We start from the raw sequence: 13,662 nt of genomic DNA on the forward strand, positions 1-13,662 counted from the left end.
TTCGGGCCATGTTATTCCGTATCTACACTCAGGTCTTTTGCCCAGTCATAGCTCTTTAACCACGGATCCGGCTCAACTCTGTCCTCAGTCTCCCAGAGTGTCTGGATCTGTCCGTCCGCATCGCATTTTCCAACCAATACTTTCTGGAGGCAGTGATGGGTAGTTCCTTTTGCGATGGTTACCAGGCCTTCCGGTGTCTCAGCCTCAATTTCCCCGCTTTCGCAGGCCTCGATCACAGGTTCCACGTCAAAGGTTCCCGCCTTTTCCACTGCTGCTTTCCACAGGTAGACACCTTCATACGCATTTACCACCGGGTCGCCTGTAACTTTATCTTCACCGTACAGCTCTTTGAATTTTTCCGTGAAAGCTTTGGACTCCTCTGTGTCAACAGACTGGAAGTAGTTCCATGCAAAGAGATGGCCTTCCGCGTATTCAGCCCCCATACCCCGGATATCTTCCTCATAGCAGGAAAAAGACATGGTCTGGATCTGGTCGGGACTGAGTCCTGCGTCCTTGTACTGTTTGAAAAAAGATACATTGGAATCACCGTTAATGGTATTGATGATCACATCGGGCTTTGTCTCCTGGATCTTTGTTATGACTGTGGAACAGTCTGTGTAACCAAGAGGAATATACTCCTCGCCTACGATCTCATAGCCGTAATCCTTCTGCATGGCTTTGATGATGGTGTTGGTGGTTCTGGGATATACATAGTCGGAACCAAACAGGAAAATCTTAAGTGTTCCGTCATCTCCCTTGCAGTTCTCCATCAGATAATCCATTGCCGGGATGGCCTGCTGGTTGGGACAGGGTGCTGTGTACATGATATTGTGGGAGGATTCCAGCCCTTCGTACTGCACCGGATACCAGAGAAGTCCGTCATTGCCCTCCACCACGGGAAGCACTGCTTTTCGGCTGGCGCTGGTCCAGCATCCGAAAATTGTTGCCACCTTGTCTTTTGTCAGAAGTTTTGTGGCCTTCTCCGCAAAGACTGCCGCGTCAGACGCACCGTCTTCCAGAACGTATTCTATCTGTTTTCCGAGAACGCCGCCGTCCTCATTGATCTCATCAATGGCCATCTGTGCTGCCTCTATCATGGGTTTCTCTGCCATAGCCATGGTGCCGCTCTGAGAATGCAGGATTCCCACCTTGACTGTGTCTCCGGAGGATGAAGATTTTGCTGTCTCTTCTGTCTTATCTGTTTTTCCGGTGCTGCCTGCCTCTGCTATGGCGCCTCCACTGCAGGCTGTCAGGCCGAACAGCATAGTGCCTGCCAGCATAAATGATACCGCGCTTTTAAGATATTTGTTTTTCATATGATTTCCCCTTTCCAAAGTAACAAAAAACCGCCATTCCCTCCGTGGGGATGACGGCATTGTCAGCTGTTATTCTCTCTTTTTTCTTACACCCTTACTATAACGGAAAATGGAAAGGGGCACTACCCCACATTTCTGATATTTTACCTGACAAAATCTATTTTCCGCTCATTCTTCAATCTGTGCTCAGTGGTTTTTTCTGTACTGGATGGGAGCTGCGCCTGTGTATTCTTTGAATTTTTTCGCAAAATAGTCAATGGTGGAATATCCGCAGGCCTCAGCAATCTCGTAAATCTTCAAGTTGGATGTTTTCAGAAGCTCTTTTGCATATTCCATGCGCATCATGGTCATATATTTGTTAAACCCAATGCCTGTTTTGTTTCTGAACAGCACACGTATATAATCTTTGCTCAGCTCCACCTCCTCTGCCGCCCTGTCCAGCGCATCGGCTTCCCCTATGTACGCGGACAGGCAGGTGCAGATCCGGTTCAGGGTGTTGTCCTGGACGGAGAGCTGGAAACGACGGGACAGGGCGGAAAGCTTTCCCAGTGAGGCTGCAAAATCTTCCCTGCAGCTTTCCGGGCACAATTTATTTTCTCTGTCTGTAAAATGCCGAAGCCAGGGATATTTTTTCTGCATCTGTTCTTTTATCCTTTGGATCAGGCACTCTAAGATACCGGCGATTTTCTCCGGCTCTTTCGGATATCGGGCCTCAGCGCCTGCTGCTGCGTCTTCCAGCAGCTCATCCGGTATCTCCTCCCCTTTCAGTATTTTCTCCAACAGCCTGTTTTCCAGTCCCTGATCAATGGTCATCAGAAGATCAGCGCCTGTGAGATTCCGGCTGCGCTGCTCGTCGAGTATGTTTTTTACAAGCGCAAGGCCCTCCTCCATTTTCCTGTCTGTGAGGGGTTTGGATATGTAGTCTGCTGCTCCCAGGCGCATTCCCTCCCTGGCATACTGAAAATCGCTGTAGGTACTGGAAATAACGCAGACGGTCCCTCGGTATTTTTCTCTTATGACGCGTATGAGTTCCAGACCGTCCATCCCCGGCATGCGTATATCTGTTATGACAAGATCATAAAACTCCTTTTCTAAGAGTTTCAATGCCTCTGTGCTGCTGCTGGCTATGCTTTTCAGAGTAAAATCCGATTCCTCCCATACTTTGAACCGCGATACAATATAGCCGGCAGCCCTGTCATCATCTACAAAAAGGACCTGATATTTCTGCATTGTTTTCCCCTGCCTTTCTCTCTTCACAGTTATCCAGTATCTCTAATGCTTTCTGAAATTCCATGTTTTCTATTTTACTTTTAAGACTGCTGAATGAATCCTTATCCATATGGTTTCTGAATATCTCTTCTTTCTGTTCCCAGAACTCCAGAGCTGTAAAATCAGCAAATTCCAGAAGTCCGCACAGCTCAAAAGCCGCAGAATCATATGACTGCTGTATATCCGCGGGTCTGTCCGTGATATTTTTTGCTGCATCCTGCCGGCGGTTTTGTATTCGGACGAAACTTTTGTATTCCTGCTCAATGTCCTCTGCCTGTTTTTCCAGCTCTTTTTTATCTGCGTGATCCTCCAGCATTTGTTCCAGCCGGACTATTTTTTCATTCAGAGATCCCATCTGCAGTGTGGCTGTCAGACCTTTCAGCATATGTGTTTTCTTTTTCAACTCCTCCCGGTCTCCCTCTGCCGCCAGGGACACAAGTGCCTGTATGTCCGTTTCATGGCGTTTTGAAAACTGCCCTCTCATTTTAAGCAGCATCTCTGTTTCCTCTTTGCGGGAATCCGACCCTGAGCGGACGATAGCAGCAGGTGCTCCGAGAAATTCCTTCAGGACAGCGGGAAGTTTTTCTGCACGCATGGGTTTCAGCACATAGCCATCCATCTCCAGAAGACATCTTCGCAGATTTTCCTTCTCCACATCAGCAGTCAGCGCTGCCACCGGCGTGATCATATTTTTGCCGCAGCCGCGGATTTTTTCCACTGCTGTATAGCCGTCCATATCCTCCATGTGGATATCCATAAAAATCAGTTCATATTCCTCATCCAGGCATTTTTCTACTGCATCATTCCCCGACGAAGCTGTATGGACCTGCAGACCGAAGAATTCCAGGATTTTTTTCTCCATCTTCTGGTTTATTCGATTATCCTCCACCAGGAGGATTTTTCTGTTGGGATATTGGGGGAACAACGTGCCGTCATCCGATATCATACAGGGTACGCAGTCTGTATCGGCAGTCCTGAGCGGTATCTTGACCACAAAACAGCTCCCCACACTGCGCTCAGTGAGATAAATCTGCCCGCCCATGAGCTGCGTCAGTTTTCTGCATATGGAAAGACCAAGGCCTGTTCCGCCGTATTTTCTGGAAGTATTTCTCTCGCTCTGTTCAAAAGGCCGGAAGATACGTCCCCAATCCTCTTTTGCTATACCGATCCCTGTGTCCGCCACTGTGATCGTGAGCCAGAACAACCTTTCGTCTTTTTTCATGGATTCATTGAGAAAATTATAATATTTAAGGGTTTCTCCCTCTGCGTGAAAAGAGGCGGAGGAGGATCTGTCTGCCTGTACTGTAATGCCGCCTTTTGCTGTGAACTTGACGGAATTGCCTATGAGATTTGTCAGCACCTGTCTGACTTTTCCCATGTCGCCCTTTACATACCGGGGCAGCTCCTCACTTATGATCATTTTCAGGTACAGGCCTTTTTCCTCTGCCCGGTACCTGAAAACAGTTTCCAGGCTGTCAAACAGTTCCCGTATATCAAATTCTGTGCGCTCCAGACGAGACATGTCTGCCGACAATCTGGAATAATCCAGGACATTTCCGATATTCTGCTGCAGAAGCAGGTCCGCTTTTTCCATGGCATCCACATATTCCTGCTGTTCTGCATCCAGCTTTGTCTGTCCCAAAAGGAAACGGTATCCCGAGAGAGTATTGAGAGGAGTTCTGATCTCATGGCTCATGCCGGCAAGAAACTCACTTTTCGCCTTGGATGCCTCCTGCATTCTGCGGCTGACCTCGTTGAATTTCCCGGCAAACATGCGAAGCTCCGCGGATCCTTCGGGTATCAGCAGCACCGGTGTTTCCTCACTGTCGGCGCGGTATGTTTCAAGCTGATGGGAATAGTGTACAACAGGCCGGGTAAAGTACCGGTATACCAACATAAAAATCATGATCAGAATAGCGGAAATGACAAGAAGCAGTATTTCCTGTATGCCAAGCACAATGTCTGTCTGATGCTCTGCCACGGCCAGTTCTCCCTCCTGGCGGTTCTTGATCACTTCCTGGAATTTTTCTATTCTCTGCCGTATGGTTTCTTTTTCAAAGGTATAGTCTCCGTTAAAAAGGATTTCCTTTGCTTTGTCCGCTTTCTCCTCCTCATTCATGCGGCTGTCCTCTATATTCAGCACATAACTGCGCACTGCTCCGGGAATCTCAGCTTCTATATGGCCCGCGTCTGTTGCCAGACGGATGGCACGTATCTCCACATCCATGAGAAGATCCAGATTCCTTTTGATATCTGTGAGCATTTCCCTCTCTTTTCCCGTCAGGTTTGTCTCCTCCAGACGGGCTATGGCATTGTCGTGGGATTTTGTCACGTATCGCTCCTTCCAGTAGTTTTCCAGGTATTTTGCATTTCCTGTAACTACAAAACACCGCATCTCATTGGTCATACTGTCGGATGCATCCAGAATCTCACGGCACAGCATTTCGCAGCGGGACTTCTGCCTTTCTGCCTTCACTTCCCTGTGCATGTACTGCCTGAGGATAACCGTATTGATTATGACAAATACCAGTACCAGAAACATGGCAGAAAATATCATGACATTGAGAGTCTTTTGTTTTACTAATTTCTTTTTCACAGTTGCATCTTCTCCTTCTTCAATCTATAATATGTAACGGTTGATAAATCAAAAGTCCGTGGAATCGTTACTATAAATACTATTATTTTAAGGAAAGAAGGTCCGGCCTATGACCCCCGTAAATATTCTGATCGTCGATGATGTACCGGAACATCTGCAAAATGCCGGAAATATTCTCCGGGAGCTGGGATATCCTATCCGCGTGGCCCTGAACGGAAAGGATGCTCTGCGTCTTATCCGGAGACAGAGACCCTCAGTTGTGCTTCTTGACGTGTCCATGGAAGGCATGAACGGTTTCCAGGTATGCCGCTCCATACGCGCAGAGAAGGAATATGAGGATATTGCCATTATCTTTGTCACTGCCAGCGATGACGAGCGCAGTATACAGGAGGGGTTTTTGGCAGGTGGACAGGATTATGTGTCCAAACCCTTTCGGCCTCTAGAACTGCTGGCAAGAGTAAAAAACCAGATTCGCATTGTCAGCCAGTCAGAGAGACTAAAGGACGCCTATCAGGAACTAGACCTGTTCTGCCACAACGTTTCCCATGACTTAAAGTCCCCGCTTCTGGTACTTCGGCAGCTTGCCGCTATGCTGACGGGCACCTGCTCAGACAGGAAAAATGAAGAAACGGAAACTATTTCCGGTCTGCTGGACGAAAAATGCAGCCAGCTCCTGGAAATGGTGGAGCGGCTTTTGGAGCTTTCCCACACAGCACAGATAGAATCCCACCTCCAGCCGGTGGATCTTGCCGGGATTTTTCGCAAGACCGTTGAAGAGCTGGCCGGACTGGAACCTGAACGGAAATTTCGCATTTCTGTGGAGGAGATGCCCATGCTGAACGCTGACCCCGCTCTCATGAAGCTGCTGGCCCAGAATATTTTCAGCAACGCTGTTAAATTCACACGGCACCGGGAGACTGCTGAGATAACCACTTCCTGTACAACAGACGCGGCCGGGCTTATAATAACCATCAAAGACAACGGAGTAGGATTTGATCCTGCAAATTCCGGCAGGCTGTTTCAGGTATTTTCACGGCTGCACGATGCCTCTGAGTTTGAGGGGACCGGCGTAGGGCTTACCATCGTTGAGCGTATCATGCGAACACATGGAGGCTCCGTATCTATAAGCGGAGAACCGGACTGCGGAGCCGCAGTGACGCTGCATTTTCCCCGGAAGCTGCTTTCCTTTGAGTAAACAGAAAAAAGCACAAAACAGTGGGAGATTCATCTCCGTCGATGTTTTGTGCTTTGTTGGTATTATATTAGCAGAGTGCCTTGTGAAATGCAAGGGGATTTATTTATTTTGTCATCTTGATCCACTCCTCTACTTTTCTTGCGTACTCCGGTTCAATGATCTTATCTGAAAAGGTAATGATTGTTTCCTGACAGTTTCCAGCACTTTGTCCGTTTCTATGGAAGACAGATATCCCGCCTCAATACTGAGCCGCAGACATCCAACGTTCAGTACCGTATTGATACGGCTCATATCAGATGTACACAGGACGGTCATCCTGAGACGGATTCTGCTCCCGTACTTTTTCAGAATCCGGGTTATGTGGCTTACATATTTAATTTTGCACTTTTCCGAAAATGAGCTTTCGTAGTCCACAACCGCATAACTGCTGTCTTCCAATTTAAAAAGGTTATCTGTCGCCATTTCACTAGTACATCGCAAATTAAATAACTGCACTATCACTGAGAATGATTTTTCCTTCATTCCTTCTCCGAGGATTTTAGATACAATGTCTTTGTTTTGATAGGCAATATTATTTATACATATCTCTCCTTTATTTTGGCAAATTTTTATTTAGCATGCAATTATAAAAATATTGTCATATGCATCACCTCCGGATTCTATGGCTTTTAAGTCTTGGAATGATCGGCGATTCACCTCTGTTCAGAAGACCCCTGACAAGATTTCTCTGCAAAATCACCTATTTTCTTTTCCCCGCATATCTGCTATAATTATCCGCAGGATAATACGAATGGAGGAATATATCATGACAGTATATAAAACAAGAGGTGTCTGTTCCCGTTCCATCGAAATTGAACTGGACGGAGATACCATTGCATCTGTGAAGTTCAATGGTGGTTGTAACGGCAATACAAAGGGAATTGCCAGCCTTGTAAAAGGAATGAAGGTGGACGAAGTCATTGAACGCCTGAAAGGAACTGACTGCGGCGGACGCGGCACATCCTGCCCGGATCAGCTTGCCCTGGCTCTGGAATCCATCAAAGCACAGAATGCATAAGCTTGAATATCAAAGTATAAAATAAAAGCCGCATCCTGCCGAAGACCATTACTTTGGTCTCCGACAAGAGACGGCTTTTCTTGTGAGGCTGATGATCATGAAATCCAAACTACATAGACTTATCAAAGAAGAGACCGTATTCTGTATCTCTTTCTTTTTTGCTCTGCTCTCCATGCTTGTTGTAAAACCGGACGGGGCATATGCCGGCTATATTGACCTGCGCACCTTATGCCTTCTGTTCTGTCTGATGGCTGTAACAGCAGGTTTCCAGAAATGCGGCATTTTCCGTATATTGGCAGAAAAGCTTCTGGGTGCCCAGAACCATATGCGCGGACTTGTCCTTGTACTGGTCCTCCTCCCCTTTTTCAGCTCCATGGTGATCACAAACGATGTGGCACTCCTTACTTTTGTACCATTCACCATACTGGTACTGCATATTATAAAGCAGGATAAGTATACCTCACCTGTTGTTGTGCTGCAGACTATTGCCGCGAACCTGGGGAGTATGGCCACACCTCCGGGAAACCCGCAAAACCTTTACCTCTGTTCCAGATATGACCTGGGAATGGGCAGTTTTTTCCTCACCATGCTTCCCTTTGCGGCCCTAAGCCTGGCACTTCTCTTGATCTGTATCTTTTTTGTGCGCCGGGAACCCATAAGGGTGTACTTTAAAGAGTCCTCACCCCTGGAACAGCCACGGCTTCTGGCAGTCTTTGCAGTGCTTTTCCTTATGTGCCTGCTGACTATCTTTCACGTTCTGCCTTATCAGGCATTGACCTTATGCGTTCTTGTATGCCTGCTGCTTTTCTCCCGGGATTTATTTCGGAATGTGGATTACTTTTTGCTGGCTACTTTTGTGTGTTTTTTTATCTTTTCGGGAAATCTGGGAAGAATGGAGTCTGTGCGCACCTTTTTATCAGCGCTTATGGAAAAAAACGGAATGCTGACGGCTGTACTGTCCAGCCAGATCATCAGCAATGTTCCCGCCGCAGTGCTTTTATCTTCTTTTACGGATAACTGGAAAGCGCTTCTTCTCGGGACAAATCTGGGAGGCCTTGGAACTCCCATTGCCTCCCTTGCAAGTCTGATATCTCTGAAATTTTATCTGAAAACCGAACAGGCGGATTTAAAATCCTATCTGCTGCTGTTTCTGTTGCTGAATACAGTGGGACTGCTCCTTCTTTTGACTGTTTCCTGTATTTTTTAAGCCGGAGTCACGGCCCGGCCGGACTTCATAATATCAAGGTCATACTCACAGACTCTTGAAAATGAAGTCCGGCAGCTTAACCGCTACCATTCTATTTCCGTCTTGTTACTTCCAAAGGATTCCTCTGCCCCGCTTCTCTGCTTATTGACCGCTAAAGTGACACAGAGAACCGCGGCGGTAAAGCCCAGCAGTATGCCCATGCATTTCCACACCGGGAGCAGATTTTCCATGCCAAACCCGGTCAGTCCGCTGATCTTGCTGAGACATTCCTCATACCAGTACACAGGCAGGCATTTGGCAAACTTCAAAACACTTTCTCCCATAATGCTGGTTGGCACAAAGGCTCCGCCCAGGAAGGACAGGCCCAGCGCCAGTATATTGGCAGCAGCATTCTGGGTATTGGAATCCTTTACAAAAAGTGATGCCAGCACGGAGACAGCCATTGCAAACAGGAGCATGATAAAGCTGTTCAATAGGATCAATGCCGTTATCCTGATATCCATATTCTTCACTGAATCATAATAGATGACAAACCCAGCCAGGGTAAGCAGAATCCAAAATACAATACCCACACAGGCACATCCCAGCCCCATCTGCCACAGCCGCGTAAATGGCTTTAACGGCCCACACAAATTCCTCATCCTGATATCCGGACGCTGGAAACTGAGAAAAATAGATGTAATGCACAACACACAGATGACAAGGATAATATATGGCGCTACCTGATACTGTGCTCCATAGCCTTGGGAAACAGGCTGCGTTTTTAAATACTGCCGCTTTTCCACTTTTACACTGCTGCTCAGCAGTTTTAAAACTTCATCCGCCGTCTTTTCTCTGTCCGGTTTTCCCTCTATTTTTTCCCAGGTCCTTATATACTCCCAGTATTGGTTAACATAACTACTCATCTGATAGCCTGAGGCGGAATCCTGCGTCATATTTTCCAGAAGCTTCACAGGTTTTACGCTCTGCAGGGCGTCCTGAAACCCTTCTGGTATGATCAGGATATAACTGACAGCATCATTGAATCTGGCATCCTGAAGAGCTTCCTTATCATCTTTCAAGGGCACCCAGGTTCCGTGAGCTTTTAAAAAATCCATCATTTTTTCTGTATATGGTGTTTCTTTATCTCTGTTTATCACAGTAAATGTGGGGCGGCTCTCCTCAAACCCGCCCGTATGATCCTCACTGGAAAACTGTGAGAGTAAAATGGACAAACTTATGAATATGAAAAAATAGGTGGCAAACATAACCATCCTGCGTTTTATTACCAAAAGACATGCTTTAAATACTCTCATAACTCTGCCTCCTCAAAAATATTCCTGACACCAGAAACAATACCGCTGCCATAGCAAGGATTACGACTATGTTCCGGCAGTATCTCTGATAGTCGTCAAAATAATACAGGCAGTAAAAAGCATCTGATATTCTTGCGGCAGGGTTCAGCCAGGAGACAACCGGCGCGTTCTGATCCAACAGGTATTTCATGCCTGATGTCATCATGCCCGCCCCAAAGCAGCAGAACATGGTGACTGATACCAGGATTCCCACCTTCATCCCCTCACCTAACTTAGTGAGACAGCTCACCGCTGTGCCGAACGCCACGCCTAAGATGGTGCCCACCAAACAGGTCAGGACAAGAAGTGGCAGCCTGTCACCAAAATCCTGGCCTAATATCACTGTGATGTAAAACAGCAGGAACAACAGACTCATCATATGAACAGTTATGCTTCCCAGCATGTCACAGAAGATCACACCCATTCTTCCCAGAGGCGCCATCATCCGCCTGGCTCCAAGAGATGACAGATTTCCCTGGAGATATGTGATACTCATAAGCCCCTGCATCCCTCCATACATACACACCATTGCGATCAATGCATAGTAATAGTTCAGTGTAGGGTTGTTGGGCTGCGAGGAGAGGGACATATTCTCCGTCAGGGAAATCCCCTCCATGATCTCCTCTGCATCAAAAGCGTACCCGGGATTTTTTTCCATGACCGCCCTTATATTGCCCTCTGTCTGCACATAACGGTCCAGAAAACTCTTAAGGAGTGTCTGGTTCATGCCCTCCTGCTTTACCACAAGTTCCGGGGCATTATCCTTTAAACGAATATATCCGTCAATGTCGCCCTTTTCCAGAGCGGTGTCCGCTTTCTCTTCCTGTGTATATTTTGTTATTTTCAACAGGGCATCCTTCCCGCTTCCCACCTGGTCAAGAACCTGGTCAAATATAGGGTTTTCCTCATACGCCGCATCTGTGACCACACCTGTGGGTACCGCTTCCAGATGATCCGCCTCCGCCACGGATGACAGGCAGAAATAAAACAGAGTTGCCAGGATCAGCGGAAACGCCCAGATCCATATGAGCTGGTCTTTGTTTCGTATGGAACTGAGTAAACGTTTGCTGTAAATATTCCAAAACATATCAATCCCTCCTAATCCCTCAGTTCTTTTCCTGTAATTTCCAGAAATACATCATTTAATGTAGGCGGCTCAGAAAATATCCTGCCAAAATATATATTGTTTTTCCTGAGAATATCCAAAAGAGCTATAAGGCTGTGCCCGCCGCTCTCACACTGCACTTTCAAAAGACTGTCCTCATACTCTGCATGAAGAACACCTTCCGCACTCCGCATTTTAACCATAAGATCCGGCGGAAGTTCTGAAATCTCCACAGTCACCTTTTCCCCTGTGCGGATCAGGCCTTTCAGTTCCTCTTTTGTTCCCGATGCGATCTCTCTGCCTTTATCCATGATCATGATGCGGGAACAGATCTGTTCCACTTCTTCCATATAGTGCGTGGTATAGATAATAGTGGCGCCGTTCTTATTCAGTCTTTTGATGCCCTCCAGAATACTGTTTCTGCTCTGAGGGTCAACGGCAACTGTTGGTTCATCCATAAAGATCAGCTCCGGCTTGTGGGCTATGCCGCAGGCAATATTCAGACGTCTCAGAAGACCGCCGCTGAGTTTTTTAGGCAGAAATTTTCTGAAATCTTTTAAATCTGTAAATTCCAATGCTTCCTCTATCAAACTTTTTCTTTTCACTTTTTCAGGTACATACATACCGCAGAAATAGTCAATGTTTTCATATACGGTCAGTTCATTGAAGACAGCCACATTCTGCATGACAACTCCTATCCGCTGCTTGACTGCGCGGTTGTCAGGTACCATGGGTTCACCGAAAAGCCTGATCTCACCTCTGTCATATTTCAGCAGAGACAGCATACAGTTGATAGCTGTGGTCTTGCCGCTGCCGTTTGGTCCTAACAGGCCGTATATCTCACCTTTGTTTACCTGAAGATTAAAATGGTCCAGAGCTACCAGGTCTTTATATCGTTTTACAAGATTGTTTACTTCTATGATCATAAGTTATCCTCTCCTACTATTATATAAAGTCATAGTCTTTCTTTACCTTTTCTACAGGTTTGACTATGCTATTTTAAGATACTGTGGATTGGTTATCACCTCCTACCACTTGATGGTTTAAAAAAGGCTCCAACCACAGTCTCTTTGTTTATTTGTTAATCAGTTAGTTACCGCATGACGGTTTATCAAGAAGTAGGTTACGATTGCAAGGAGCCCTGTGGATCTTAAGACAGTATCAATACTTTATATCAGGAGGTCCTATATGATTTACGTAGGAATTGATGTCGCAAAAGATAAGCATGATTGCTTTATCACAAACTCTGATGGCGAAGTCCTTTTCAAGGCTTTTACCATCAAAAACAATCTCGATGGGTTCGACGAGCTTTATCAGAAAATAGAATCCGTTATGGAAGATGCTTCTAAAGTAAAAGTAGGCCTAGAAGCCACTGGACACTATAGTTACAATCTTCTCGGATATCTGCTTGATAAAGGTCTGGCCACCTTTGTTATCAACCCGTTACATACTAATCTGTACAGAAAAAGTCTAAGCCTTAGACAGACGAAAACGGATAAAGTTGATGCCCATACAATTGCTTCTATGCTAATGTCTGACGTGAACTTAAAGTCCTACTCAGACACATCGTATCACAACGAAGAGCTTAAGTCACTTACTCGCTATCGTTTTGATAAAGTTAAAGAACGCGCGAAGCTTAAAACATCTATATCCCGTCTTGTATGTATCCTTTTCCCTGAGTTAGAAAAGCTTGTTCCAACACTTCATCAGAATTCTGTTTATGAGTTACTCTACGAATTTCCTGGTGCAAAACAGGTAGCTAATGCACATCTCACAAGACTTTCAAATCTTCTTGAAACCGCATCTAAAGGCCACTACACAAAAGAAACCTCTATCGCTTTTAGAGAGGCTGCAAGAACCTCTATCGGTTCAAATATGCCAGCTAAATCGCTTGAATTAAAGCACACCATTAAGCTCATTAGAGAGCTAGATTCTGAAATCGAAGAGATTGAAAACGAGATTAAAGTCATCATGGATGAAATCAATTCTCCAATCCTTAGCATTCCTGGAATCAGCTATCGAATGGGTGCCATGATTATTGCTGAAATAGGTGACTTTAGCCAATTCGACTCTCCAGATAAGATCCTTGCTTATGCAGGAATGTCGCCTTCTACCTATCAATCCGGCCAGTTAGATAACTGTTATGCCAGAATGGAAAAACGTGGTTCTAGATATCTTAGATATGCTCTGTTTAATGCAACCGCATATGTTTGTCTATGGGATCCAACCTACAAGGCTTATCTTGCCAAGAAACGAGCTGAAGGCAAGCATTACTATGTTGCAATGTCTCACGCGACCAAGAAACTAGTTCGGCTAATTTATCATCTCGAACGCACTGGACAGCAATACCAAAAAGCAATCTAATTCTTCCAACATCATATCTTCTTGTCAGAGCATCATACTCGATGCTCTATTTGTCATGCAATTTTCAAGGTACTGATTGCGATGAATAAGTCATCGCCACTATACTCAAAACATCTCTGTTTTTGAAACTATTTATTGACTTTCTTTAATAGTTAGTCTTTTTTTATCTGATACCATTTTAGCAATGATCCTCTGTCCGAGACAGTGAGCAGTGTCATA

The 13,662-nt window shown here is 45.8% G+C and carries 10 protein-coding genes; 4 read left to right on the forward strand and 6 right to left on the reverse strand.

Annotation, left to right across the window (positions count from 1 at the left end; genetic code table 11):
* Window positions 1-11: 11 nt before the first annotated feature.
* From urtA to BLCOC_RS25260, 3 genes are all read right to left on the reverse strand, one after another.
* Window positions 12-1,316 (reverse strand): urea ABC transporter substrate-binding protein, encoded by a 1,305-nt coding sequence (urtA, locus tag BLCOC_RS25250; protein ID WP_115623750.1) that lies wholly within the window; start codon window positions 1,314-1,316, stop codon window positions 12-14.
* Between the two features lie 186 nt (window positions 1,317-1,502).
* On the reverse strand, window positions 1,503-2,546 hold the full coding sequence (locus BLCOC_RS25255; RefSeq protein WP_115623751.1) for a response regulator transcription factor: 1,044 nt from the start codon (window positions 2,544-2,546) through the stop codon (window positions 1,503-1,505).
* A complete protein-coding gene (locus BLCOC_RS25260) occupies window positions 2,515-5,181 on the reverse strand; it encodes an ATP-binding protein (RefSeq protein WP_115623752.1) in 2,667 nt (888 codons plus the stop codon). The genes BLCOC_RS25255 and BLCOC_RS25260 overlap by 32 nt, the downstream gene beginning before the upstream one ends.
* Before the next feature lie 109 nt (window positions 5,182-5,290).
* Here BLCOC_RS25260 and BLCOC_RS25265 point away from each other — a divergent pair, with 109 nt between their 5' ends.
* The 3 genes from BLCOC_RS25265 (at window position 5,291) to BLCOC_RS25275 (ending at window position 8,640) form a co-directional block, all read left to right on the forward strand.
* Window positions 5,291-6,376 (forward strand): sensor histidine kinase, encoded by a 1,086-nt coding sequence (locus BLCOC_RS25265; RefSeq protein ID WP_115623753.1) that lies wholly within the window; start codon window positions 5,291-5,293, stop codon window positions 6,374-6,376.
* Between the two features lie 805 nt (window positions 6,377-7,181).
* Window positions 7,182-7,433 carry a TIGR03905 family TSCPD domain-containing protein gene (locus BLCOC_RS25270; RefSeq protein ID WP_026255281.1) on the forward strand — a complete coding sequence of 84 codons (252 nt, stop codon included), beginning with the start codon at window positions 7,182-7,184 and terminating at the stop codon, window positions 7,431-7,433.
* Window positions 7,434-7,530: 97 nt separating this feature from the next.
* On the forward strand, window positions 7,531-8,640 hold the full coding sequence (locus BLCOC_RS25275; RefSeq protein ID WP_242999005.1) for an SLC13 family permease: 1,110 nt from the start codon (window positions 7,531-7,533) through the stop codon (window positions 8,638-8,640).
* Window positions 8,641-8,723: 83 nt separating this feature from the next.
* Here the strand turns inward: BLCOC_RS25275 and BLCOC_RS25280 are convergent, their stop codons facing one another.
* Genes BLCOC_RS25280 through BLCOC_RS25290 form a run of 3 tightly spaced genes read right to left on the reverse strand, consistent with a single transcriptional unit; the run spans window position 8,724 to window position 12,005 of the window.
* The gene (locus BLCOC_RS25280; protein WP_115623756.1) at window positions 8,724-9,935 is read right to left on the reverse strand and encodes an ABC transporter permease; all 1,212 of its coding nucleotides are present in this window, start codon (window positions 9,933-9,935) and stop codon (window positions 8,724-8,726) included.
* Entirely contained in the window at window positions 9,922-11,061 is a 1,140-nt protein-coding gene (locus BLCOC_RS25285; RefSeq protein WP_029471338.1) for an ABC transporter permease, read from the reverse strand. Before BLCOC_RS25285 ends, BLCOC_RS25280 begins: the two co-directional genes overlap by 14 nt.
* 11 nt (window positions 11,062-11,072) lie before the next feature.
* Window positions 11,073-12,005, reverse strand: coding sequence for an ABC transporter ATP-binding protein (locus BLCOC_RS25290; protein WP_115623757.1), 933 nt, complete (start codon window positions 12,003-12,005; stop codon window positions 11,073-11,075).
* A gap of 262 nt (window positions 12,006-12,267) precedes the next feature.
* Here BLCOC_RS25290 and BLCOC_RS25295 point away from each other — a divergent pair, with 262 nt between their 5' ends.
* Window positions 12,268-13,443 carry an IS110 family RNA-guided transposase gene (locus BLCOC_RS25295; RefSeq protein WP_115622538.1) on the forward strand — a complete coding sequence of 392 codons (1,176 nt, stop codon included), beginning with the start codon at window positions 12,268-12,270 and terminating at the stop codon, window positions 13,441-13,443.
* Window positions 13,444-13,662: the final 219 nt, after the last annotated feature.

Source organism: Blautia coccoides, from assembly GCF_034355335.1.
GTDB lineage: Bacteria > Bacillota > Clostridia > Lachnospirales > Lachnospiraceae > Blautia > Blautia producta.

Bases quoted from the DNA above. Each gene is read 5' to 3' on its own strand.
- BLCOC_RS25280 (WP_115623756.1), bottom strand. From the start codon at position 9,935: ATGAGAGTATTTAAAGCATGTCTTTTGGTAATAAAACGCAGGATGGTT.
- urtA (WP_115623750.1), bottom strand. From the start codon at position 1,316: ATGAAAAACAAATATCTTAAAAGCGCGGTATCATTTATGCTGGCAGGC.
- BLCOC_RS25275 (WP_242999005.1), top strand. From the start codon at position 7,531: ATGAAATCCAAACTACATAGACTTATCAAAGAAGAGACCGTATTCTGT.
- BLCOC_RS25265 (WP_115623753.1), top strand. From the start codon at position 5,291: ATGACCCCCGTAAATATTCTGATCGTCGATGATGTACCGGAACATCTG.
- BLCOC_RS25285 (WP_029471338.1), bottom strand. From the start codon at position 11,061: ATGTTTTGGAATATTTACAGCAAACGTTTACTCAGTTCCATACGAAAC.
- BLCOC_RS25290 (WP_115623757.1), bottom strand. From the start codon at position 12,005: ATGATCATAGAAGTAAACAATCTTGTAAAACGATATAAAGACCTGGTA.
- BLCOC_RS25270 (WP_026255281.1), top strand. From the start codon at position 7,182: ATGACAGTATATAAAACAAGAGGTGTCTGTTCCCGTTCCATCGAAATT.
- BLCOC_RS25295 (WP_115622538.1), top strand. From the start codon at position 12,268: ATGATTTACGTAGGAATTGATGTCGCAAAAGATAAGCATGATTGCTTT.
- BLCOC_RS25255 (WP_115623751.1), bottom strand. From the start codon at position 2,546: ATGCAGAAATATCAGGTCCTTTTTGTAGATGATGACAGGGCTGCCGGC.